Origin of the sequence: Streptomyces sp. NPDC127119 (genome assembly GCF_042677425.1) — a bacterium.
Taxonomy (GTDB): Bacteria; Actinomycetota; Actinomycetes; order Streptomycetales; family Streptomycetaceae; genus Streptomyces.
Map to the genome: position 1 here is coordinate 22,490 of NZ_JBHXTO010000028.1, position 23,246 is coordinate 45,735.

General features: G+C 72.9%; 16 protein-coding genes. 1 reads left to right on the top strand and 15 read right to left on the bottom strand.

Going from position 1 to position 23,246, the window contains the following annotated elements:
* Positions 1 to 2: 2 nt before the first annotated feature.
* From ACFVH5_RS15450 to ACFVH5_RS15520, 15 genes are all read right to left on the bottom strand, one after another.
* A complete protein-coding gene (locus ACFVH5_RS15450; protein WP_385834181.1) occupies positions 3 to 1,136 on the bottom strand; it encodes a 3-deoxy-7-phosphoheptulonate synthase in 1,134 nt (377 codons plus the stop codon).
* Between the two features lie 80 nt (positions 1,137 to 1,216).
* Positions 1,217 to 2,350 carry an acyl-CoA dehydrogenase gene (locus tag ACFVH5_RS15455; RefSeq protein ID WP_385834182.1) on the bottom strand — a complete coding sequence of 378 codons (1,134 nt, stop codon included), beginning with the start codon at positions 2,348 to 2,350 and terminating at the stop codon, positions 1,217 to 1,219.
* A gap of 15 nt (positions 2,351 to 2,365) precedes the next feature.
* Entirely contained in the window at positions 2,366 to 2,893 is a 528-nt protein-coding gene (locus ACFVH5_RS15460) for a GNAT family N-acetyltransferase (RefSeq protein ID WP_385834183.1), read from the bottom strand.
* 85 nt (positions 2,894 to 2,978) lie between these two features.
* The gene (locus ACFVH5_RS15465) at positions 2,979 to 3,527 is read right to left on the bottom strand and encodes a flavin reductase family protein (RefSeq protein WP_385834184.1); all 549 of its coding nucleotides are present in this window, start codon (positions 3,525 to 3,527) and stop codon (positions 2,979 to 2,981) included.
* Positions 3,524 to 4,486, bottom strand: a complete 963-nt coding sequence (locus tag ACFVH5_RS15470) for an acyl carrier protein (RefSeq protein WP_385834186.1) — start codon at positions 4,484 to 4,486, stop codon at positions 3,524 to 3,526. Before ACFVH5_RS15470 ends, ACFVH5_RS15465 begins: the two co-directional genes overlap by 4 nt.
* A complete protein-coding gene (locus ACFVH5_RS15475) occupies positions 4,483 to 5,898 on the bottom strand; it encodes a condensation domain-containing protein (RefSeq protein WP_385834187.1) in 1,416 nt (471 codons plus the stop codon). Before ACFVH5_RS15475 ends, ACFVH5_RS15470 begins: the two co-directional genes overlap by 4 nt.
* Positions 5,895 to 6,926: a MupA/Atu3671 family FMN-dependent luciferase-like monooxygenase gene (locus ACFVH5_RS15480; RefSeq protein WP_385834189.1), complete on the bottom strand. Its 1,032-nt coding sequence runs from the start codon at positions 6,924 to 6,926 to the stop codon at positions 5,895 to 5,897. The genes ACFVH5_RS15475 and ACFVH5_RS15480 overlap by 4 nt, the downstream gene beginning before the upstream one ends.
* A 5-nt stretch (positions 6,927 to 6,931) precedes the next feature.
* A complete protein-coding gene (locus tag ACFVH5_RS15485; protein WP_385834190.1) occupies positions 6,932 to 11,794 on the bottom strand; it encodes an SDR family NAD(P)-dependent oxidoreductase in 4,863 nt (1,620 codons plus the stop codon).
* Complete coding sequence (locus ACFVH5_RS15490; RefSeq protein ID WP_385834191.1) at positions 11,787 to 13,814, bottom strand: non-ribosomal peptide synthetase; 2,028 nt, start codon at positions 13,812 to 13,814, stop codon at positions 11,787 to 11,789. Before ACFVH5_RS15490 ends, ACFVH5_RS15485 begins: the two co-directional genes overlap by 8 nt.
* Positions 13,811 to 14,863 (bottom strand): 3-hydroxyacyl-CoA dehydrogenase NAD-binding domain-containing protein, encoded by a 1,053-nt coding sequence (locus ACFVH5_RS15495; RefSeq protein ID WP_384807208.1) that lies wholly within the window; start codon positions 14,861 to 14,863, stop codon positions 13,811 to 13,813. Before ACFVH5_RS15495 ends, ACFVH5_RS15490 begins: the two co-directional genes overlap by 4 nt.
* On the bottom strand, positions 14,860 to 16,155 hold the full coding sequence (locus ACFVH5_RS15500) for a Coenzyme F420 hydrogenase/dehydrogenase, beta subunit C-terminal domain (RefSeq protein WP_385834193.1): 1,296 nt from the start codon (positions 16,153 to 16,155) through the stop codon (positions 14,860 to 14,862). The genes ACFVH5_RS15495 and ACFVH5_RS15500 overlap by 4 nt, the downstream gene beginning before the upstream one ends.
* Complete coding sequence (locus ACFVH5_RS15505) at positions 16,152 to 17,573, bottom strand: aspartate aminotransferase family protein (RefSeq protein ID WP_385834194.1); 1,422 nt, start codon at positions 17,571 to 17,573, stop codon at positions 16,152 to 16,154. The genes ACFVH5_RS15500 and ACFVH5_RS15505 overlap by 4 nt, the downstream gene beginning before the upstream one ends.
* Complete coding sequence (locus ACFVH5_RS15510; protein ID WP_385834195.1) at positions 17,573 to 18,994, bottom strand: 3-phosphoshikimate 1-carboxyvinyltransferase; 1,422 nt, start codon at positions 18,992 to 18,994, stop codon at positions 17,573 to 17,575. The genes ACFVH5_RS15505 and ACFVH5_RS15510 overlap by 1 nt, the downstream gene beginning before the upstream one ends.
* Positions 18,995 to 19,263: 269 nt before the next feature.
* Positions 19,264 to 20,283: a ketoacyl-ACP synthase III family protein gene (locus ACFVH5_RS15515; protein ID WP_385834196.1), complete on the bottom strand. Its 1,020-nt coding sequence runs from the start codon at positions 20,281 to 20,283 to the stop codon at positions 19,264 to 19,266.
* 85 nt (positions 20,284 to 20,368) lie between these two features.
* Positions 20,369 to 21,163, bottom strand: coding sequence for a class II aldolase/adducin family protein (locus ACFVH5_RS15520; protein WP_385834197.1), 795 nt, complete (start codon positions 21,161 to 21,163; stop codon positions 20,369 to 20,371).
* Between the two features lie 404 nt (positions 21,164 to 21,567).
* Between ACFVH5_RS15520 and ACFVH5_RS15525 the strand changes: the two genes are divergently transcribed.
* Positions 21,568 to 23,196 (top strand): DUF885 domain-containing protein, encoded by a 1,629-nt coding sequence (locus tag ACFVH5_RS15525; RefSeq protein WP_385834198.1) that lies wholly within the window; start codon positions 21,568 to 21,570, stop codon positions 23,194 to 23,196.
* Positions 23,197 to 23,246 lie beyond the last annotated feature (50 nt).

Consider the following 23,246-nt stretch of genomic DNA (forward strand, 5'->3'; position numbering starts at 1 on the left):
GACTACCCGGCGACAGGGGCCGCGGTCATGGGTGAGTCGTTCCGGCCGGTGGCGGCCGTGGCGAGCGCGAAGACCAGGTCCAGTGCGCCGGGCCGGGCGGCGGCCCCTGCGTGCGGGGGCAGGTGGAGGCCGCCCGCGTGGGTGCCGAGCGCCCGGTGCAGAGCGAGGAAGGCGCGGGCCTCGGTGAGAACACCCGCCGGGTCCCGGCGGTTGCGGTGCCAGGGGTCGCAGGCCCAGACGACCTCGGCCTCGGTGGAGGCGACCTTCTGCACCAGTTCCGGGAGGAGGTCGGTGATCCGGTCCGCGCCGAACCGGGTGAGGAAGGTGAGCCGTCCCGCGCAGCGCTCCGGGTCCAGTCGGTCGATCAGGGCGAGGACGGCGTCGTGGGTGGTGCCGGCTTCCACCACCACACCTACGGGATTGCTGATCTGCGCGGCGGCACCGGACGGTACGAGGCGGCCGGTGCCGGTCGTGGAGGGGTGCAGCCAGACCATGTGGCCGACGGGGTCCCACCGGCCGCCGCCGGGGACGTCGGCCGGGGGCGGGGCCGAGTCGCCCGCGAGGGCGGGACGGCTGACGGCGGGCCGCGGCAACACCGCGGGCCTGCCCGCGCAGGCGTGCAGGAAACTCAGCGCGGAGTCGATCCTGCTGGTCAGCGGCTCGTAACGGGCGCGCTCCGGGGAGCTTGCGACGAACGCCCGGTTCAGGTCGTGCGCCCACGAGACCTCCGGGCGGACATCGCTGCCGAACGCCCGGACCAGGTTGAGGGTCACGGCCGACGCCCGGTGGACGTCCGGGGCCCGGACGGGTCCGGTGCGTCCTTCGGCGAGGGGTGCGTGGATCTCGGCGACGGGCACGACCGGGACGCCGAGCGCGTAGGACAGGACGACCGTGGCCTGGGCCAGCACGGTCAGTTGCCGGGTGACGTGCTCGGCGCGGGGCATCGCCCCCGGCGGGGTGCCGCTGCCCGCGTGGAGCAGGAAGGCCTCGCCCCGGGCGGCGACGGCCAGCTTCCCGCGCAGGTCCTCGGCCTCTCCCGGCCATATCAGGGGCGGGGCCGCGACGGCCCCCGTCCGGGCCCCTGTCTCGGTCCCCGTCCCGGTCGCGGTCTCGTCCCGCAGTGACCTCGGTGGCATCGGCGACGTCGGTGACATGGATGACGTCGGTGGCATCGGTGACAACACAACGGCGTCCCCCTCCTTTCGCGGCCGGTGGTTCACAGCAGCGAGAGTTCGCCCCCGCTCAGCCAGGCGTCCAGCGGCTCCCGCATGGTGTGCTCCGAGGGAGGGTGGAAGGCCAGCGCGCGGCTGGCGGCCAGCAGGTCCACCCCATGGCCGTCCCGCACGAAGGACATGCCGCCCATCAGCTCCAGGACCCGGTCGGTGGACTCCGTGATCGCCCGCTGGGCGGTGTACCGGACCAGCAGGATCCGGCCCATGAGTGCTTCTTCCGGTGTGCCGTCGTCCAGCTCGCGGGCGACGGCCTCGACGGCGGCCGACACCGTCTCCAGCGGGCCGAAGGCCGTCACCCGGTCGCCTGCCTGTCCTCGTCCGTCCGCGAAGAGCCGCTCCACCTGGCCGGTGGCGATGCCCACGTACGCGGCGGTGATCAGGATCAGGAAGCGTGCCATGAGCGAGTTCAGCCGGCCGGCCGCCTGCTCCGGGTCTCCCAGCGGGACGATCATGTGGTCCGGGACGAACACGTCGTCCAGCACCACGGCGTCGGTCTGCGCGGCCCGCAGGGCGTGGTTTCCCCAGAAGGGCTCCCGGCGCAGGCCGGGCGTCTCGGCGGGCACCATCACGATCAACAGGTCACCCGCGTACGGCGAATCCGGCGGCCCGGGTGCCAGCAGAGTCAGCAGGCCCATCGATCCGACCAGGGAACAGGGCCGCTTGGAACCGGTGAGCCGCAGACCGCCGCCCTTCGCCGCGGCCACCCTGATGCCGGGTGCGAAGAGCTGTTTGCCGGAAGCGCCCTCGGCACCGCAGGAGGAGACGAGCAGCCGCCGCCCGACGATCTCCGCGAGCACGTCGGCGGCCCCGTCGCCCAGCACGTGCGCCAGCCAGGCCACCTTGTAGTGGTGCATGGTCGACGCCACGGCCAGCGACGGGGCCCGGCTGCCCACCGCCCGCTGCAGCCGCGCCCCTTCCAGACAGCTCAGGCCGCCGCCGCCCAGGGCGGCGGGGATGAGGACATTGCCACCGCCGGCTTCGCGGAACTCCTCGACGACATGGGTGCCGGGGTCCTCCACGGCCGCCGTGCCGAGCTCGGCCAGCCGGTCGTCGAAACCGGGCAACGCCTTGTCGAGGACGGCCCGTTCGGTGGTGAGTATGTTCAACATGTTCAGCATGGGTGACTCTCCTCGTCACAGTGCGTACGAGAACCGGACGCGGTCCTCCCCCGGGCCGTCCCAGTCCTTCCAGACGGGCAGGCTCTCCGCGTCCGCGAAGCCCTCCGCGGCAGCCAGGTCCTCCGCGTCCGGCGGGCCCGCCGACGGCAGGGGAACCGGCTCGAACCCCGTCGCGAGATGGAAGCTCTGGGACCTGGTGTTGCCGGGCGACACGACGGCGGTGACGGTCCGGCACCCCTGCTCGGCGGCCAGCTCGAAGAACCGTCCGTAGAGCACACCGCCGAGGCCGGACCTGCGGTGGTCGGGAGCGACCGCGATGAAATGGGTGTGCGCCTCCCCCGGTTCGGAGGGCGAGACGATGCCGACCAGGAACCCGGCGAGCACCCCCTGGCCGGTCACGGCCGCCAGGCTGGTCGCGTGGAAGTGGCGCAGGAACAGCCGGGGCAGCATGTGGGCTGCCGGGCGGCCCCACCAGCCGTCCACCCGGGCGATCAGCGAGGGATAGTCCGACTCCTGGAGTGCGCGGATGCGCGGTGCGGTCATCTTCGGGCACTGCTCCTTTCCCGGATCACGTCTGGGGGCCCTGTTCGGGGCACTTCTCGGATCGCGTCTCGTGCCCTGTGCCGGATCACTCTTCCCCGGCTCGGGGCGGTTGGGCGGGACGCGCCGAAGCGGGGCCCAACTCCCCGTCGACGAAGAGCAGTTGCGGTACCTTCTCGCGGGCGCCGCACTCCTGCACCAGGCCGACCACCAGCATGTGGTCGCCGAGTTCGATGAACCGTACGGCCCGGCAGGCGAAGTACCCGACGGACCCGGCGATGCGTACACCGCCGGTCACCGGCTCGTCCTCGGTACGCACCTCTGCGAAGCTCTCCGCACCCAGCGGGCGGTTCCGGTTGGCGAACCACCGCGCCAGCTCGGCCTGTTCGGCGGCGAGGACGTTGACGACGAAACCGCCGGTCCGCTCCACCAGCCCTCTGATCCTGGCGTCGTGCCGCACGCTGAAGGACACCAGCGGAGGTTCGAGCGACAGGGTCGTGAAGGAGTTGACCGTCATCCCGTGCATGTGGGGCCCCAGCCCGCTGGTCACCACGGTGACCCCGGTGGGCAGACAGCGGGCGGTGGTGCGCAGGAGCGAGGCGGTCACCGGCTCCGCGGCCGTGGCGTGGATGGTCAACGGATCTCTCCCTCCGCCGGGAGCACGTCGGCGCCGAGCAGCACCGCGGCCAGATGGGACATGCCGGCACCTAGCAGGACGTACTCCTCCGGGGTGCCCGGGCCGGTGGCGGGTTCCGGTGCGCCGAGCCGGTCGGCGAGATGGATCAGCGGGTCGCTGCCCTGGCAGTGGGCGATGCGGCCCACGCTGTCCATGGCGATCCGCCGGCTGTCGAACCCGACGTCGGCGAGGTACATCTCCATCACGTTCCGCGCGAAGTTGCTGGGCAGGACGAGCGAGACGTCCGGCCGGACGCGGTGCCGGTCCGACAGGCCGGTGAACAGCTCCCGGTAGGCGGTCAGCCGGGCGGTCAGCCGCTGGTGCGGCGGCGCGTCCCGGCGCTCCTCGGCCGCGCCGTGGTTGGCCATGGCCAGGATCGGCAGTCCCGGCGCGTCGGCGGAGACCAGGGCGGCTGCGGCCCCGTCGCTGGCGATGGCAGCGCCACCGGCCACCAGGCGCTCCCCGCCGGTCGAGAAGTCGGCCAGGTCACCGCTGACGACCATGACGTGCCGTGCGGTGCCGTCGCGGACCAGCGAGGCCGCGTTGCCCAGCGCGAACATCGCCGTGGCACAGTCCATCAGGCCGAGCGTGGCGACCGTGGCGCCGGTCATGCCGGTCTCCTGGAGCAGCTCGGCGACCTCACGGTGGGCGCTGCGGTCGTGCGGGAGGGAGTCCGTGGCGAGCAGTACCGTGTCCACGGCCTTGCCCGGGACACCGGCTCCGGCCAGGCACTTCTGCACGGCCGCGGCCATCAGCTCCACCAGCGGCGCCTGCGACCAGCGGTAGACGGCGAACCCGGCCGCCGGGGAGGTCAGTTCGGCCGCCACGTCCGGCGCGGCGTCCAGTTCCGGCAGCTCCGTCACGGGCGCCTCGTACTCGCCCAGTTCGTACGCGGCGGCGCACAGCCGCGGCGTGATCACTGTCCGGCCTCTCGCGACGCGGGCCCTGCCACGTGCTCTGGCGCGTGCCCTGACATGTGTTCTGGCATGTGTTCTGTCGCACCGGACGCCTGCGCGGCCAGCGCCGTGAACCGGTCGGCCAGGTGGTCCACCGTGCTCCTGTCGTACAGCCCGGTGTCGTACTCGATCCAGCCGGAGGCACCTTCGGGCGCGGGGTGGACCGCGATCGTCAGGCCGTAGCGGGCCACGCCCTTGTCCACGTCCGACGTGGACACGACGGCCCCCTGCACCCTGCGAGGGCCTTCGGCCGGGCTGTCGTACACGAACGCCACGTCGAACAGCGGGTGCAGGCCGGGGAGTCGGCGTTCGGCGGTGATCAGCTCTGCCGGGTAGGCAGCATGCCGCAGCCCCCGTTTCGACGCCGTGTGGGCGGCCCTGATCCGCGCTGCCCAGGTGCCGTCACCGGGGTCGCGCAGGCGCAGCGGCAGCACGTTGAGCAGGTAGCCGACGGTCTGCTGTGCGTCCGGCCGGTCCCGGTTGGCGGTGAAGGTGCCGAGCAGCACGTCCGGCCGGCCGCTGAACTCGGCGAGCGTGGCCCACGCGACGGCCGCCCAGCCCGCGTAGGCGGTGGCGGCCGAGCCTCGGGCCGCCGCGGGGATGCCCCGGGCCACGGCGCCGGGCAGGGTGAGGTCCACCCGTCCACCGGTGCCGGGGGCGGCCTGTCCCCGGGGGCGGTCGGTGGCGAGCGGAGGCGGGGCTCCCGCCAGTTCGTCCGCCCAGAAGCGGGCCGCCGCCCGGCCCTGCGGTCCGGCCGTCGACTCGGCCTGCTCCAGGGCGAATCGGCCGAAGGGACGCGCCGTGGGAGCGGGCACGGCCGGCTCACGGGCGAGTTCGTCGAGCAGCAGCTCGAAGGACCAGGCGTCGAACACCAGGTTGTGCACGACGACGAGCAGCCAGGCCTCCTCGTCGGAGGCTCCCTCGGCCAGGGCCACCCGCAGGAGCGGCCCTGCGGCCAGGTCGAACGGCTCGTGCGCCAGCTCACGGGCCAGGGCGTGCGCCTGCTCCGGGCCCGCGGGGCAGCGGGTGCGGACCAGCCGGGGAGGCAGGTTCTCGTGCACCTTCGGCCGCACGACCCCGAGGTGTTCCTCGAACGTGGTGCGCAGCGCCTCGTGGGCGCGGACGAAACCCTGGACGCGACCGGCCAGCAGGTCGAGGTCGACCGGGGCCCCGGTCAGGCGCACGGCCTGGCAGACCACGTCCACGGGCTGTCCGGCTGCGGTGTGGTGGGCGTGCCACAGCCGTTCCTGGCCAGGGGTCAACCGCACCTCAGCACGCGGGGCCTGTTCGCGTAACCGGCTTCGGAGCCGGTCCAGTTGGTCGGGGGTGAGCGCGGCGAGCCGTGCGGCCAGCTCCGCGGGAACACCGGCGGTCATGCGTAGCGCCTCCGTAGTTCGTTGAGGTGGCTCAGGCTCTCGACGACGAGTTGTTCGTCCACGCCGAAGTCGATGAGGCAGGCGATCTCCTTGACGCCCATGCCCTTGAAGCGGTCGACCACCGCGGTGCAGGAGTCGGGGGTGCCCAACAGGGCGCCCTTCTCGAAGTACTTGTCGAAGGCGAACTCGATGAGCTGGTCCTGGTCGGCCTCGGACATGTCCCGTACCCCGGCTCCCGGCGCGAGGTTCTTCTTCTGCGAGTCGATGACGGTCAGGAAGGACCGCAGATAGTCCGTGAAGGGCGGCCGGACGGTCTCCCGCACCTCCTCCAGGTCGGTGCCGATGAAGGTGTGCAGCATCAGCGTGACGGTGACGTCGTCCGGGTCGTGCCCGTAGTCCTGGAGGGTCTTGTAGTAGAGGGCGAGCTTGTCCTCCAGTTCCTCGTTGGTCATGTCGATCAGGGCGGTCAGTACGTTGCAGCCGAGGCGGCCGGCCGTCTCGAAGGTGTCCGGGCTCTTGGTGCAGGTGAGCCAGATGGGCAGTTGGGGCTGGACCGGCTGGGGGTGCAGTTCCAGTTCGACGTAGTTCCCGAGGGCGTCCTGGGCGGAGACCGGCGCGCCCTCCCAGAGTTCGCGGATGGTGTCCACGGCGTCGAAGGTGCGCTGTCGCCGGTCCTGCCAGCCGTCGGGGTTGATGGCGAAGTCCACCGGGCTGAATCCGGTGGCCAGGGCGATGCCGGCCCGCCCGTGGGACAGGTTGTCGACCACCGCCCACTCCTCGGCCACCCGGATCGGGCTGTGCAGGGGCAGGACCACGCTGCCCGCGCGGATGCCCAGGCGCTGGGTGGCGCCGGCCAGCGCGGCTCCCAGGACCGAGGGGTTGGGGTAGAGGCCGCCGAAGCGGTGGAAGTGCCGTTCGGGGGTCCAGATGGCGGTGAAGCCGTTCTCGTCGGCGTACCTGGCGGCGTCGAAGACGAACCGGTACTTGTTCTTCTCGTCCCCGGAGAAGAAGATCAGGCTGAATTCCATGGGTGTCAGGCCTCCTTGGCCCGGTCGGTTGCCTCGGCGGTGGCCCGGTCCTCGCGCAGCGCGTCGGACAGGAGTTGCTCGGCGTCCTCCGGTGCCAGCCCGGCCAGTTCGGCCGCCAGCGCCTCGGTCGCGTCGTACGCGTCGTGCGCCTCGGTCGCGTCGTGCGCGTCCTCGGCCGCCTCGCCCGGTCCGGTCTCCGTGCGGGCATCCAGGCGCTGCCGGACGGCGTCGGCCAGTGCCGCGGGCGTCGGCTCGGACAGGACGTCGGCCAGCGGCACCTCGACGGAGAAGTACCGGCGGATGTCGGACAGCAGCCGGACGATCAGGAGCGAGTCGCCGCCGTGCTCGAAGATGTCCGACTCCGGCGACAGGTCCTCGCTGCCGAGCGCCTCCGCGATCAGCCGGGTCACCTGGGAGGTGAGATCGGCGGCGTCCGCGCCGGTGTCCGGCAGATCCGGGCCCGGTGCCGCGGAGCCGTCGGCGGGCCTGCCGATCCGCGGGTCCCGCACCCACTGGTCGAGCCGGTGCCCGATGTCCCAGGTGGACACGGCCACATGGGAGACGTCGCGCAGGGTCAGCAGACGGCGGACGGCTTCCAGGCCCTCCTCGGGCTGGATCGCCTTGTCGTCCATGCTGCGGCCGATCGCGGACAGGGCCCGCTTCTCGTCCTGGTGGTGCTGCCACACGTCCCAGGCGGCACTGATCCAGACGGTGCGGTCGAGGTCCCGGTTGGCCCGTTCGGCGGCGGCGTCCATGAAGTGGTTGGCGGCGCCGTAGGCCAGCAGCCGCAGCCCGCCGAGAACGCCGGCCAGTGAGGACAGCAGCAGGACGAAGTCGACCTGCCGGTCGGCCAACACCTCTTCCAGGGCGATCTGGCCGTGGGCCTTGGGCACGAAGTGCCACCGGCACTGCTCCACGCCGGACTCGGTGATCGGGCGGTCCCACCGCTCGCCGGGCAGACCCGCCGCGTGCACCACCCCGTGCAGTGCGCCGTACCGTTCCTCGACGCGCTCCACCGCCGCCCGCAGGGCCCGGGAGTCGGCCACGTCGGCGTGCACCAGGAAGGTGGTGGCTCCGGCGTCCTGGAGGGCGCGCAGCCGGCCGATCCGCAGGGCGGTCTCGTCGTCGGGCTCGTGGCCGGCGAGATACGCGTCCCAGTCCGCGGGGTCCGGCAGGGGATCGCGGGTCAGCAGCGCGAGGCGCGCCCCGGTCTCCCGGTGCAGCCAGTGCGCGAGGAGCGAGCCGATCTCGCCGAGGCCACCGGTGATCAGGTAGACGCCCTCGTACCGTAGCCGCGAGGTGGCCTCCGCGGACCAGTCCGCGCGCACCGGCTGCAGGTCGGCCACCCAGCGCCCGGCGCCGCGCAGGGTCACGGCCAGCTCGGGCGGCCGGGTGCCGGCGAGCTCCGCGGCCAGCGTACGCAGCGACCGCTCGTCGGGGTCGGCGGGCAGGTCGAAGTGGCGGGCGCCGATGTTGCCGTGCTCCTGGCCGATGACCCGGGCGGCGAGTGCCAGGGTCGCCAGTTCGGCGGCGGGCTCGGGTTCGCCGGGGCCGACGGCGTAGGCCCCGGCGCTGACGATGTCGAGCTGGACGGGCTCGGTGACGCCGTGCGCGCTGAACGCCTTCACCAGGGCAATGAGGCTGTACAGCCCGTGGCGCTGGACCTGTTCGAAGCGTGCCACGCCCCGGTCGGTCGGCAGTGGGGCGGTGGACCAGGCATGGACGACGTGTCCGGGGAGCCGGTTCTCGGCGAGGAGTTCGCCGACCAGCCGGTGGTGGTCCTCCTCCGAGTCGGGCCGCACGGTGAAGGCGTCGCCGTCGCGGGAGTAGCCGCTGCCGGAGGTGACGGTCAGTACTTCACCGGCGAGGGCCTGCGCCGCCAGCCGGGCGGCGACACCGCCCGTACCGGAACCGGAGCCGGTGCCCGTGCCGGCGTCCGCATCGGCGTGCTTGCCCGTGTTCGCGCCCGTGTCCGTGCCCGAGTTCGTGTCCGCGAAGAGCAGCACCGGCTCGGTGATCGGAGCGGGTTCGGCGTCGAGGGTGCCGACGGCCCGGTGCCACACCGGTGCCGTGAACCACTCGTCCAGCGGCAGCTTGGGTACGGCGGTGGAGCCGGAGGTGTCGCCGCCCGTCCCGGAGAGGGTGCCGGTGCCGGGCTCGACCCAGTAGCGGTTGCCTTCGAAGGGGTAGGTGGGCAGCGGAACCTTTCGGCGTCCCCGGTCGGCGTAGTAGCCCTGCCAGTCAGGGGTCAGACCGACCGCCCACAGGCGGCCCAGCGCCGCGGTGAGCGCGGTGAGGTCGGCCGCGGGGTCCTTGCCGCGGGCGGCGGAGGTGAGCACCGGCACACCGGTCTCCCGGTCCGGGTGGCGCCGGGTGAAGGTGGCCAGGGTGTGACCGGGGCCCACCTCGACGAAGACCTGGTCGCCCTGGGTGAGCGCCGCGGCCACGTCGTCCGCGAACCGGACCGGCGCGCGCAGATGGGCACCCCAGTAGGCGGGGTCGGTGGCTTCCTCGTCGCGGATCCAGGTGCCGGTCAGGTTGGACAGGAAGGGGATCCGCGGGCGGCGCAGTTCCACCTCGCGCAGCAGCTCGGTGAGGGGGCGCACCGCCGGTTCCATCATCGCCGAGTGGAAGGCGTGCGAGGTGGCGACCTTGCGGTGGGTGATGCCGTCGGCGGTGAGTTTGGCGGTGAACGCCCGCATGGCGTCATGGCTGCCCGCCACCGTGCACACGGTGGGCTCGTTGACGGCCGCGAGATCCACTCCGTCGCCCAGGTACGGGGTCAGCTTCTCGGGGCCCGCCATGACGGCCGCCATCACGCCCTCGGGCAGGGCGTCGATCAGCCGCCCCCGCTCGGCCACCACCCGCAGTGCGTCGGAGAGTCGGAACACCCCGGCCAGCGTGGCGGCGACGTACTCGCCGATGCTGTGCCCGATGAGGGCGGCCGGACTGATCCCCCAGGCCATGTACTGCCGGGCCAGCGCGTACTCCACCGCGAACAGCGCGGGCTGGGTGAGGCGGGTGCGCCTCAGGTCGTACCGCTCGTCCTGCCGGTCGCGCGAGGCGGGGTGCAGGGCGTCGCGCAGGTCGAGGCCGAGCGTGGGTTCGAGCAGGTCCGCGCACTCGTCCAAGGTCCGCCGGTAGACGGGCAGTTGCTCGTACCAGCCCCTGCCCATGGCGGGGTACTGCGCGCCCTGGCCCGGGAGCAGGAAGGTGACCGGGCGCGGGGCGGGATGGCCGGAGTCCTGGTAGACGTGCCGGGGTTCGCCGGTGCGCAGGGCACGGACGGCGGTCGCCCGGTCCGGGGCGGTGACCACGGCCCGGTGGTCGAAGGTGTGCCGGGTGGTGGCCTGGGTGTACGCGGCGTCGTCCAGGTGGATGTCGCCGAGCGGGTTCTCCGGGCCGGCCGGTCCTGGTGCGGTCGCCTCCAGGTGGTCGGCGAGCGCGAGGCGTGCCTTCTCCAGCGCGGCCGGGGACTTGGCGGAGACCGGCAGCAGCACCACGGCCGGAGCGGGAGCGGCATCGGGTGCCTCGGCGGCGGCGGGCGGCGCCTCCTCCAGGACCACGTGCGCGGTGGTGCCGCCCATGCCGGTGGAGGTGACGGCACAGCGCAGGGCCGGACCGTCGGCCTGCCACGGTTCGGCGGCGGTGGCCACCCGGAAGCGGGAGCCGTCGGCCGCGCACTCCGGGTTCCACGCGCTGAAGTGCGGCATCGGCACGATCGTGCGGTGGTGCAGCATCAGTACGCACTTGATCAGACCGGCCACCCCGGCCGCCGTGCTCAGGTGCCCGATGTTGGCCTTCACCGATCCCAGGGTGAGCGGCCCGTCGGTGCCGTACGCCTGGCGGGCCGCCGCGAGTTCGATCGGGTCCCCCATCCTCGTACCGGTGCCGTGTGCCTCCAGGTAGCTGACGGTGGCGGGGTCGACCCCGGCGACGCCGAGGGCCTCGGCGAGTACCGCGGCCTGGCCGGAGACGCCCGGAGCGGTGTACCCCGCGCGGTCGTTGCCGTCGTTGCCCACGGCCGAGCCGAGCAGCACGGCCCAGACGGTGTCGCCGTCGGCCAGCGCGTCCTCCAGCCGCTTGAGGACGACCACGCCTGCGCCGTTGCCGAACACCGTGCCGTCCGCGTCGGCGTCGAAGGGCCGGACCCGGCCGGAGGCGGAGGTGATGCCGTCGGGCTCGTACAGGTAACCGGCCTCCTGCGGGAAGCGCAGGGCGACACCGCCGGCCAGCGCCAGGTCGCACTCCTGTGACAGCAGGCTCTGGGCGGCCAGATGGACGGCGACCAGGGACGTCGAACAGGCCGTCTGCACGGCGAAGCTGGGGCCGGTCAGCTTGAGGTGGTAGGACGCGCGGGTGGTGAGGTAGTTGGGGTCGTTGCCCATCAGGGTCGCCATGTCCTGCTGCATCCGCTCCAGCGAGCCGTTGAAGCCGCGCTCGCCGGTCAGCACGTTGTTCAGCAGGTACGTACTGTGCAGCGACCCCGCGAAGACGCCGACGCGGCCCGGGTAGACCTCGGAGTCGTGGCCGCTGTGTTCCATGGCGGCCCAGGCGGTCTGCAGGAACAACCGCAGCTGCGGGTCCATCCGCTCGGCCTCGCGGGAGCTGAGGAAGAAGAAGGACGCGTCGAACCGGTCGGCGTCCTCGACGACCGCGGCCCGGCGCACATGGCGGGTGTCGGCGAGGGTCTGTCCGGAGACTCCCGCGGCCGTCAGCCGTTCCTCGTCGAGGTCGGTGATGTGCTCGGTGCCCGCGAGGAGGTTCTGCCAGTAGTCCTGCGGGGTGCGGGCGCCCGGCAGACGGCAGTCCATGCCGACGACGGCGATGCGTCCGGCCGGGAAGGGGGCGTCCTGAAGCTCAGCCATACGTGCCTCCTGGGGCGGTGCGGCGCTGATCGCCGACGGGCGGAGTGGGATGGGTGGTGGGCTGGAGGGTGGATTCGGAGTGGAGGTCGGGTGGGAAGGCGGGTTCGGAGTGGGCGGCGGTACGGACCGGCGCCCGTCGTGGCGCCCGGGCGGTCCGGCGGCGCAGACCGCGGGCGGACCCCTGGGCGGCGTCGGCGGACGGCGGCCCGGTGCGTTCCGCCGTCAGCCGGGTGACCAGGGCGGACAGGGCGCGAATGGTCGGAGCCCGGTAGAGATCGGTCATGCGCAGGGCAGGGGCGAGGGAGCGGGTGAGACGTTCGTGGACGGCCGCCATCCGCAAGGAGGTCCCGCCCAGATCGAAGAAGTTCTCCTCGGAGCCGGGCGCCTGGACACCGAGGACGTCCCGCCAGGCCTCGACGACGGCTGCCTCCACGGGCCCCTGCGCCGCCGGTGCGGGCCGGGCGCGGGAAGGCCCGGTCGCGGTGAGCGGATCGGGCAGGGCCGCGCGGTCGATCTTGTGGTTGGCCGTCAACGGCACCTCGCGCAGGGGCACATAAGCGGTGGGCACGACGTGATCGGGCAGCGTGCGGCGCAACTCGGCGCGGAGCGCGGCGGGTTCGAGCCCCGCACCGGGCTCGAACACCACGTGGGCGGCGAGTTGACGCTCGCCCATCCCGTCGGTGTACGGCGCCACCACCGCCTCGCGCACCTGCGCGAGCTGCTTGAGCGCGGCCTCCACCTCACCGGTCTCCACCCGGATCCCGGAGACCTTGACCTGTGTCCCCCGGCGCCCGACGAGCAGCAGCGTCCCGTCGTCGAGCCGCCTGGCCAGATCGCCCGTACGGTACGTCCTGCCGTCCGGGGCCGTGCCCGGGGCCAGGTGGTCGCTGACCACGACGATCTCGCCCTCGCCCGGCCCGTGGACCGTGCGGCCGTCGTCGTCGACCAGCCGGACCTCCGTGTCGGGCACCGCCCGGCCCAGCGGGAACACACCGGTGGGCGGCCGGTAGGAGAGGTCGGCGACCCGCAGCAGGGCGCAGGAGCATTCCGTGGAGCCGTAGGCCCCGGCCACCCGGCAGTGCGGCTCGAAGCGGCGCCGGCAGGTGTCGAGGTCGGCGAGGTGGAGGGTGTCGCCGCCGAGGGCGAGCATGCGCATGGCGGGCAACCGCGCTCCACGGGTCTCCATGGCACGCGCCAGGGCCCGGAAGACCGGCAGCGTGGAGTGGTACACGGTGATCCGCTCGTCGGCCAGCCACTCCGACAGGCCGGTGACACCGAGCGCCTTGAGGTCCACCGGGTACAGCGCGGCCCCGTTCAGGAGCGCGGCGAAGGTGTCCTGGACCGCCGAGTCCCAGCTGTACGCGGACTGCAGCGAGAGCCGGTCGAGGGGGCCCACCGCCAGCCCGTCGGTCCAGACGCGGGTGTGGTGCAGGACGTTGCGATGCGTCTGCGTGACGGGCTTGGGGCGGCCGGTGGAGCCCGAGGTGAAGAGGACGTACGCCTCCGACTCCGGGCGCGCGGGGCTCTCCGGCACGGTCCCGTCCGGTACTGGCTCGTGCCGGGCCAGGTCCTCGTACGCGAGCACCGGGCAGGACCGCCCGTCGGCGATCAGCCGGGCCGACCCCATGTGCCCGGGGCCCGCGACGAGCGTACGGATACCCGCGTCGGCGGCCATGCCGGCCAGTCGCGGCGGCGGATAGGCGGCGTCCAGCGGAACGTAGGACAGACCGGCGCGCAGCGCGCCGAGGAGGGCGCCGACCATCTCCACGCCGTGCGAGAAGAGCAGTCCGACCCGGTCTCCCGGGCGCAGACCGGCGTCGAGCAGCGCGCCGCACACCCGGGCGGACAGCTCGGCGGTCCATCGGTAGGTCCAGCGGACGTCCGGGGTGACGACGGCCTCCCGGTGGGGGAAGGCGTCGGCGGTCCGCAGGAAGCGGTGGATCAGGGTGCCCGCCCGGTCGGCGTCCGGGAACGGGCGGTGGCCGGTGTCCACGGCGGATACCTGAACGGTGTCGGTCATGTGCGGCTCTCCTCGGCCGGTTCGTAGGCGAAGAGCACCGCCGGGTGGGCGGGGCGTCCTCGCAGTTCGGCGTACGCGTCGGCGGCCTGCTCCAGCGGCAGCCGGGGAAGGCCCATGCGGTCCGGGCGGATGCCCCCGTCGGCGATCAGGTCCAGGGCCCGCTGCAGGTTCTCGGTGACGGTCGCCTGGCCCTGGGGCGGGGTGACGTCGGTGTAGCCGCGGACGTAGGCGAAATCGCGGTATCCCGCTCCGCAGCGGGCCGCGTACCGCAGGTCCAGATTGCCCAGGTCGACGCTGAACTCGACTCGCGCGGCGAACCGTCCCACGCCGACCACCCGGGGCCGGACGGGGGCGCGGGTGACCCAGCGCGCCGCCTCGGCCAGGGTGCCGCTCGCCTCTCCCGTACCGCAGAGGAAGACGCAGCGCGCACTCCCGGCCTGGGCCGCCGGACCGGACGGGAAGGGCGCCTCCCACACCGGCACACCCAGCGTCTCGGCGGTGCGCAGCCGGCCGGGGTGCAGGTCGGTGACGGTGACCCGGTGCCCGGCGGCAGCGGCGGTCTGGGCGATCAGCAGTCCGACCATCCCCGCGCCGACGACCGCGACCTCGTCCCCGGGCCGCAGTTCGGCGCGGTCGACGGCGTGCACGGCGGTGGCGGCCAGGTTGGCCACGACCGCGTCGGCCAGGTGCACGGTGTCGGGCACCCGGCGGCACAGCCGGTAGGGCACGACGACCACGTCTCCGTGGGTGGCCTCGCCCCATCCCATCGCGGTCACCCGGTCACCCACCGCGAACCCGGTCGCGCCGGGGCCGACGGCTTCGACCGTGCCCGCCGAGCAGTAGCCCAGCGGGAAGGTCTCGCCGGTGCCCATCAGCCGTTCCAGGTAGTGCAGTTCGGTGCCGGGGCTGATCAGGCTGTACGCCGCGCGGATGCGCAGCTCACCGGTGCCGACGGGGCCGACGCCCACCTCGACCGGCTCGGGCAGCGCGCCGCGGCCGGCCAGCAGTCGTCGCGAGAGGACCACGCGGGTGTCGACGGCAGGGGTCATCGGTTGCTCCCTCGCTCGGCGGCGGCCAGCCGGTCCGTCGGCCCGTCTGCATCCGAAAGCGGTTCTGACGGCCGGCCCGTCGGCGGGTCCTCGCCCGGCACGGCGATCCACCGCTCGTCCGGGACGATCTCCAGCTCCTCGCGGTGACCGGGGATCGGGCCGTGCGGTACGGGCCTGCCGGACCTCTCGTACGAGGCACGGCGGTTGCGTTTGCGCTCCAGCCCGAGGTTCAGCCCGGACAGGTCCGTGGGACTGCCCGTGAAGAAGCCGTGGTCCCGGGCCGCGGCGACGGCGGCGGCACCGGTCTCGGTACGGACGAACACCCGGCCGTGCTTGAGTTCGCGCGCCCCGTCCACGCTGGCGGCGAAGATGTTGGGATCGCCGTCGCTGACGCTGACGTCGGCCAGACCCGACAGCCAGTCCCCGCAGGACAGACAGCGGTACGTCTTGTTCTTCGCGAAGTCCCGCACGGCCTGCCAGAACGCCACCCGGTGGTCGCCGCCGTCGCGGGTGCCGATCGCGATCTCACCGGGGTAGTCGCCCTCGCGGTAGCGCAGCCGGACCACGGAGTCGACCGGGATCAGCGCCCGTTCCTCGATGACGGCCCGGGTGCCCTCGGGACGCGTACTGGACGAGCAGGCGGGTTCGACCGCGAGCACGACGTGGTCGCGGGCCCAGCGTCCGGCGGCCGTGTCCATGGCCTGGAGCTTGCGCAGCGCCTGGATGTGACAGGCGACGCCCACCACGGCCACGTCGGCATCGGGTTCGCTCAGCATCACGTCGCGGAGCGCGCCCAGATAGGGGGCGAGCTGGTACGTGGACTGCGCGGTCTCCGCCAGCAGGTGCGGCTCCCGGACCAGGGCGGGGGCGGCCCGCCAGGGCTGCTCCGGGTCCCGGCCCATCGTCAGCACGACGTCCGTGCCGAGCACCGCGAGGGCGGTCTGCAGGAGTGCGGTGAGGCTGCCGCCGCTCGCGGACGCCTCGAAGACGACGGGGTCGAGCGCGTGGCCGGCGACGACCTCGGAGAAGATGCCGGTCCACCGCTCCCGCGGAGTACGGGTCCGGCCGAACAGCCTCGTCTCGGCGGCCGGGGTGCCCGGGTCGGCGCCGGGGCAGACGTCCAGGCAGTCCCGGCACTCGCCGCAGTCGGTCTCGGTCCATGAGGGCTCGGTGAGCACCGGCTCAAGGTCCGAGAAGCCCACCACCCCTGCCGGGCAGGCGAGTTGGCAGGCCCCGCACACGGTGCACAGGTCGTTCTGCAGAACGGCTTCGGAGAGTTGCTGGAAAGTCATCGCAGGACTCCTCCTGACTGACCGGCCCTCGACTGCCCGGCTCCCGCCCGACCGTCTTCTCCTTCGTCGGAGTCGGAGTCGGAGTCGGAGTCGGAGTCGGAGTCGGAGTCGGAGTCGGCACAGGCGTCGGCGTCGGAGACCGCCGTGGCGAGGCCCCGGAGGAGGAACCCGAGTTCGTCCTCCGTCAGCAGGGCAGGAGGGACGATCTTCACGGTGGCGCCCTCCGGTCCCCCGCCGAACAGCAGCAGCCGCGCCCGTGACGCGGCCCCGACGACCGCCTCGGCCCGCGCCGGGTCGGGTCGGCCGTGGCGCGTGCAGTCGAAGGCCGCCAGGGCCCCGGCGGTGCGCACGGCGGCCATCCACGGGTGGTCGGCGGCCAGTTCGCCGAGCCGGTCGTCGAGCCGGCGCCCCAGGGACCGCGCCCTGGCCGGGACGTCCTGGGTGACCAGGGTGTCGAGGACCGCCGAGGCCGCGGCACAGCACAGCGGGCTGCCGGAGTAGGTCGACGTCTGCACCCCGGGGGGCAGCGCGTCCATGACCCGCCGCTCCCCCAGTACGGCGCTGATCGGGAAGCCGTTGCCCAGTGTCTTGCCGACCAGGGTCAGGTCGGGGGTCTCCGCCATGAGTTCGGCGGTGAACATCCGCCCGGCGCGGCCGAGTCCGGTGTAGATCTCGTCCAGCACCAGCAGGGCGCCCCGGTCGTGCGCGGCCCGGGTGATCCGGTCCAGCAGCGCCGGGGCGACGGTCAGCAGCCCCTCGGTGACCTGGATCGGCTCCAGGACGACGGCGGCCACTCCCCCGTGGTGTTCGGCTTCGTCCAGCGCCGCGGTCAGCGACGACAGGAAGGCCGCTGTCCCGGCCGCTGTCCCACCCGAGCCGTCCTCACAGGGCTGCGAGCCGTCCTCGTACGGGCGCCGCGGATCGGGCAGCTCGGCGGTGAAGACCGAGCCGTGCGGCCCGGCGCCGAACTGTTTGAACTCGGCCCGCCAGGTCAGTGCCAGGGCGCCCGCGGTCTTGCCGTGGTAGGCGTGGCGGAAGCTGACGACGGACCGGTGTCCCGTCGCCGCGCGGGCCACTTTCAGCGCGGCCTCGACGGCTTCCGCGCCGGTCACGGTGGGCAGCACCGCGGGCTCCTGGTAGGGGGACAGCGCGCCCAGTCGGCGGACCATCCGGATCCGTGGATCGGCGGTCAGCTTGCAGCCGGTGTGGACGAGCCGGGTCAGCTGGGCGGCGGCGGCCTCGACGACCGCCGGATGCTGATGGCCCAGGGTGGCCGCCCCGCTGCCGGAGGTGCCGTCGAACCAGGCGGTGCCGTCGTCGGTGCGCAGCCAGGGGCCGTGGCCGGAGCTGAAGGCGGGGCCCGTCGTGGTGCCGGTCGACCGGGCTTCGTACGCCGTGCGTAATCGGTTGCTGTTCATCACAGGGTGACCTCGTGGATCGCGGCCCCGACCGCCCGCAGGACGGCGGTGAAGCCGGGGAAGGACGTGGTGTGGCAGGCGCCGCCGGTGATCGTGGTGCGCCCGGGCAGAGCGGTGGCCAGGGTGGCCGCGGCCATGGCGATGCGGTGGTCCTCGAAACCGGGCACGGTTCCGGCGGACAGCACGGCGGTGCCGCCCGCCCGCGTTCCGTGCACCGTCAGCCCGTCCGGCTCGACGGACACGCGGGCGCCGAAGGCGGCGGCCATCCGCGCGGTCGTGACGAGCCGGTCCGTCTCCTTGAACCGGAGTTCCGCGGCGCAGCCGATCCTCGACGTGCCGGGGAGCCGGGCCGCGACCACGGCGAGCAGCGGCACCTCGTCGATGAGGGCGTGCAGGGTTGCGGGGTCGTCGGCCGTCACCGCCCGGACGCCGTCCAGACCGGCCCTGGTGACGACCGTACCGACGGGTTCGCCGCCGGAGGTGGTGCGCAGGTCCTGGTAGTCGATGGCCGCCCCGGCGCGGCGCAGGACGTCGAAGAAGCCGGTCCTGGTCGGATTCAGGCAGACGCCGGGGATCCGCAGTTCTCCGCCGCCGCCCCACAGCAGGTGCGCGGCGACGGGATAGGCGGCCAGCGACGGGTCGCCGGGAACGTCGATGACGGGCGGCACGGAGCAGGCTCCGCCGTCGTAGCCGACCACGCCGGGGCCCTCGGTCAGCCGGGCGCCGAAGGCGGCGAGCATCCGCTCGGTGTGGTCCCGCGAGCGCACGGGATGGCGCAGTTCGGCCGGTACGCCGGCCGCGACCGCGCCGAGCAGGACCGCCGAACGGGCCTGGGCGCTGCCGACGGCCAGTTCCACCCGCCGGGAGCGGTGCACCCGGCCGCCCACGATCACCGGCAGCCGGCCGGGGCGGCCCAGGTAGCGGATGTCCGCGCCCAGTTCGCCGAGGGGGGTGACGATCCAGTCCATGGGGCGGTGCCGCAGCACGTCGTCCCCGTCCACGACGGCACCGCGTCCCGCGCCCGCGAGCACCCCGATCAGGAGCCGGGCTGCCGCGCTGGAGCCCCCGGTCTCCAGATAGGGGATGCCGTCCGGCCAGTGCGGGATCCCGTCGTGGGGACGCACCTGCTGGGGGACGGGGGCGGCGCGGCGCACGGTGAGGACGTCTCCCTCGACGAGGGTGTCCAGACCGAGCGCCCGCAGGGCCGGGAACAACGCGCGGACCGCGCCGCCCAGGTTGGCGTTGCGGATCGTGAGCCGCCGCGGCGCGCCGGGCAGCAGGGCGGCCAGCAGGGCGCGGTGACTGACCGACTTGTCGCCCGGCACCTCGACGGTGGACGCCGGGTCGCCGGTTCTGCCGCCCTGCACGACGAGGTCGGGCGAGATGGTCGCGGGCCTGTCGGGGCCCTTCACTTCCAGCACGGACACACTCCCATGGCGACCGGACAAGATCGGCCGCCGGAATCGAGACGGACTGGGCGGCACCGCTCAGTACGCGGCCGCCCGGCGGCACGAGGCCGCTGCGCGTATGAGGGGGATTCCTGTACGAGGTTTCCTGCGCGCGGAGTTCCTGTGTGCGGAGTTCCAGCGCGGGATGTTCCGCTGCGCGATGTTCGTGCGATGCGCGCGGAAGGGGGCGGCGGAGCAGGGGCCGCGGCCCCTGCCGCGGCCGGCCGGTCGGCGTCGCTCGGTCAGTGCGTCCAGACGGGCTGTTCGGCGATCTCCAGCACCGTGGCGGTCCAGACGAAACCGACGCCCATGCCGACCAGCAGCACCAGGTCGCCCTCGCGCAACACACCGGTACGCAACTGGTGTTCGAGTGCCAGGAACTGATCGCTGTTGGCGAGGTGGCCGATGCGCCTGCCCCACCGCCAGGCGGTGCGTTCCACGGGAAGCCCCAGCGGTCCGAGGAACGCCCGGGTGAGCATCTCGTGCCCCAGGTTCGACACCAGCACCTGGGCGATGCCGTCCAGCTTGGTGCCCGCCTCGGACAGCGCATGGTCCACCGCGGAGACGACCTGGGCCTCGAAACGGCGCTGCACCTCGGACGAGGAAGTGGTGCGCAGGAAGGCCTTCTTGCGCGGGGTGGCGTCCAGCGGCCCGCGCCGCAGAGACGCCGACGCAAGGGGTTCGTCGCCCCGGTGCATCTGTTCCAGCTCGGAGTCGGCCCGTGTCGCGACGCTCAGGACGCGGGCGGCGCCTTTGCGGCGGGACATCACGACAGCCGCCGCGCCGTCACCGAAGACCATGCCCTTGTTCGTCCGCCATCGGTCGAACTCGCCGTCGAACCGGTCCGCGCAGGTGATCAGCACAGCCGTGTCCGCGTGCTGCACCAGGTGGTTCCTGGCCAGGTCGAGCGCGAACAGGCCGCCGTTGCACCCCTGCCGGATCTCCAGCGCCGGGGCGCCGACACCGACGGCGTACCGCTCCACGTACGACGCCGCGGCCCATTCCTCCGGGCCCTGGCGGTACGCGGTGGCGTGCAACAGGAGGCTGACGTCCTGCGGGCGGTGCGCGGAGCGCAGCAGTGCCTGCCGGCCCGCTCTGACAGCCATCTCGGCCGGTGAGAAACAACTCTCCACGGCCACGGTCTCCATGCGGTCCTTGCGGTTCCAGACCTGTTCGTAGCGGCCGTCCGCGACCGCTTCCGTCACCGTGGTCCGGTCGGCGGGCACGTAGCCGCCGATCCCGGAAAGGTAGACGTCATCCACTGTTGCGACCCCCGTTGGTCGTCATCGATCCCGGCCGTCACCGGTCCGGGCCGTCATCGGTCCTGATCGTCATCGGTCCTGATCGTCACTGGTCGAACAGGTCGGGCTCGTCGCGGAGGACCTGGTCGCGCAGCGGCTGGAAGTTGATCCAGCCCATGTCGTCGTTGCCGAGCTGGTCCCGCGCCGCGCAGGCGGTCCCGTGGTCGATGGGGACCACCGGGCCGGCGGCCTTGGCCAGCAGCTGCGCCTGACACGAGCGCTCCATCGTGATGAACCACCAGGCCGCGGCCTCGACGGAGCGTCCGACGGTGAGCAGCCCGTGGTTGCGCAGGATCACGGCCTTGTGGTCACCGAGGACGGCGGCGATGCGCTTGCCCTCCTCCAGGTCGGTCACCACGCCGTTGTAGTCGTCGTAGAGGCCGTGGTCCTCGTAGAAGGCACAGGCGTCCTGGGTCAGCGGCTCCAGCAGCGCGCCCATGGAGGACAGCGCCCTGCCGTGGAGGGAGTGGCTGTGCGCGGCGGACACCACCTCGGGGCGGGCGCTGTGGATCCGCGAGTGGATGGCGAACGCCGACTCGTTGACGTAGTGGCGGCCCTCGACCACCGCGCCCCGGCCGTCGACGAGGACCAGGTCGCCCCTGCGGATGTGCTGGAAGGAAACCCCGTAGGGGTTGGCCCAGAAAAAGTCCGTGTGCTCAGGATCGCGGGCGGTGATGTGCCCTGCGGTTCCTTCTTCGAATCCGAACCTGCCGAAGAGCCGGAATGCCACCAGAAGGCTCTCCTGACGGTGCTTCCGCTCTTCCTTCACGTCCTCGTAGGACCGCGGCCAGCGAAAGAACAATTGATCTTTCGGTATTGGCTTGAGATCATGAAGACTCATGCGTCGACTCCACCCCCGTGGATTTTGACTGAGCCGATTCTCGCGTATGCCAGGCATCGCCTAGATCGCTTTGGAGGCTACCCCAGAGTTGCTGATCCTTGTCAATCCCGTTATTGCAAAGAGCATCTTTGCGATCGCCTCAATATCATTGCGAACAATGGCCGGATCGCGTTCCCGGAATGATTTCCTCAGGTCGGACAAAAGCGCCATGAGACATCACCCGTAGCGTGGAGTCACAGACTCCTCGATGAAATTTCAACATTAGTTTCGTCACTTTTTGTCCAGAAAATTACGATATACCTTCATAGATGATCAGGTAGTGGCCCTCAAAGTGGTGGCTGGTTCTGCCGCCTGCTCCTTACAGTCGGCATATGCACGCTGCGGTTACTGACTCTGTTCACTCCTTGTGCGACGACTACGTCACCCGCCACGCAGAACTGGACCCGGTCGCCGCCACCGTCCGAGGCATCCCCGGCCAGGAGGGCCGGCTCACCGACTACTCGCCCGAGGGCCACCGTGCCCGCGCCGACCTGAACGCCGCGGCACTGCGCGCCGTGGCAGCCGCCCGGCCGCGGGACGCCGCCGAGGCCACCGCCCGCACGGTCTTCACCGAACGCGTGGGCATGGAGGTGGAGATCCACGAGGCCGGGCTCGACAGCGCCGCGCTCAACGTCATCGAGAGCCCGGTACAGCTCCTGCGCTCGGTCTTCGACCTGATGCCCACCCGCACCCCGGCCGACTGGGCGGTGATCGCGTCCCGGCTGGCCCGATTACCGGAGGCCGTGACGGGTCTTCAGGACGGCCTGCGACACGCCGCCTCCCGCGGCACGGTGGCCGCGTTGCGCCAGGTCACGGGCTGTGCCGCGCAGTGCGACAGCTGGGCGGCGGAGTACTTCACCACCTTGACCGCCGACGCCGACGTACCGGCCGCGCTCCGCGCGGACCTGGACGCGGGCGTGCGGGCGGCCTCCGACGCCTACTCGGGGCTGGCCCGCTTCCTGCGCGACGAACTGGCCCCGGCGGCGCCGGTCCGGGACGCCGTCGGCGCCGACACCTACCGGTTGTGGCTCCGCCACTTCACCGGTGCCGCGCCGGACCCCGTCGAGGTCTACGCCTGGGGCTGGCAGGAGTTCCTCGCCATCGAGGCCGAACTGCGGCAGGTGGCCGACCGGATCGCGCCAGGCGCCGGACCGCGCGGGGCAGCCGCCGCGCTGAATGCCGATCCGGCCTGCCGGGCGGAAGGCACGGAGGCCTTCCGGCGCTGGGCACAGGATCTCTGCGACACGGCGTCGGCCGAGCTGCGCGGGTCGCATTTCGACATCCCCGCGCCCCTGGCGACGCTGGAGTGCCGGATCGCGCCGGCGGGCGGCGGCACGTACTACACCGGCCCCTCGGACGACCTCTCCCGGCCGGGCCGGGTGTGGTGGTCGCTGCCCGCGGGCCGGACCCACCACCCCACCTGGCGCAAGGTCACCACCGTCTACCACGAGGGCGTTCCCGGCCATCATCTGCAGGTCGGCACCGCCGTGCTCCAGGCCGGCCGGCTCAACCGCTTCCAGCGGCTGATGTGCCATGTGTCGGCCCACAGCGAGGGCTGGGCCCTGTACGCGGAGCGGCTGATGAGGGAACTGGGCCACCTCAAGGACGACGCCGCCCTCATGGGCATGCTGGACGCACAGCTGTTCCGCGCGGCACGGGTGGTCGTCGACATCGGTATGCACCTCGAACTGCCCGTCCCGCCCGGTGCCGGCTTCCACGAGGGCGAACGCTGGACGCCCGAGCTGGGCCGGGACTTCCTGCTCACCCGCACGCTCATCGATCCGGGCGGTGTGGACGAGGAGATCGACCGCTACCTGGGCTGGCCGGGCCAGGCGCCCTCGTACAAACTCGGCGAGCGGGTGTGGTGCGCCGCCCGCGACGAGGCGCGCCGCCGCCATGGCCCGGCGTTCGACGCCAGGACCTTCCACACGCGCGCACTGGGTCTGGGCGCCATGGGTCTGGACACGCTGCGCGAAAGTCTGGCGGCCCTGTGACCGACCATTCCGTTTGAGGCTCTTCGCCCGCGCACGACAGCGGCGGAGTA

Bases quoted from the DNA above. Each gene is read 5' to 3' on its own strand.
- ACFVH5_RS15450 (WP_385834181.1), bottom strand. From the start codon at position 1,136: ATGCCACCGAGGTCACTGCGGGACGAGACCGCGACCGGGACGGGGACC.
- ACFVH5_RS15455 (WP_385834182.1), bottom strand. From the start codon at position 2,350: ATGCTGAACATGTTGAACATACTCACCACCGAACGGGCCGTCCTCGAC.
- ACFVH5_RS15460 (WP_385834183.1), bottom strand. From the start codon at position 2,893: ATGACCGCACCGCGCATCCGCGCACTCCAGGAGTCGGACTATCCCTCG.
- ACFVH5_RS15475 (WP_385834187.1), bottom strand. From the start codon at position 5,898: ATGACCGCCGGTGTTCCCGCGGAGCTGGCCGCACGGCTCGCCGCGCTC.
- ACFVH5_RS15480 (WP_385834189.1), bottom strand. From the start codon at position 6,926: ATGGAATTCAGCCTGATCTTCTTCTCCGGGGACGAGAAGAACAAGTAC.
- ACFVH5_RS15485 (WP_385834190.1), bottom strand. From the start codon at position 11,794: ATGGCTGAGCTTCAGGACGCCCCCTTCCCGGCCGGACGCATCGCCGTC.
- ACFVH5_RS15490 (WP_385834191.1), bottom strand. From the start codon at position 13,814: ATGACCGACACCGTTCAGGTATCCGCCGTGGACACCGGCCACCGCCCG.
- ACFVH5_RS15495 (WP_384807208.1), bottom strand. From the start codon at position 14,863: ATGACCCCTGCCGTCGACACCCGCGTGGTCCTCTCGCGACGACTGCTG.
- ACFVH5_RS15500 (WP_385834193.1), bottom strand. From the start codon at position 16,155: ATGACTTTCCAGCAACTCTCCGAAGCCGTTCTGCAGAACGACCTGTGC.
- ACFVH5_RS15505 (WP_385834194.1), bottom strand. From the start codon at position 17,573: ATGAACAGCAACCGATTACGCACGGCGTACGAAGCCCGGTCGACCGGC.
- ACFVH5_RS15520 (WP_385834197.1), bottom strand. From the start codon at position 21,163: ATGAGTCTTCATGATCTCAAGCCAATACCGAAAGATCAATTGTTCTTT.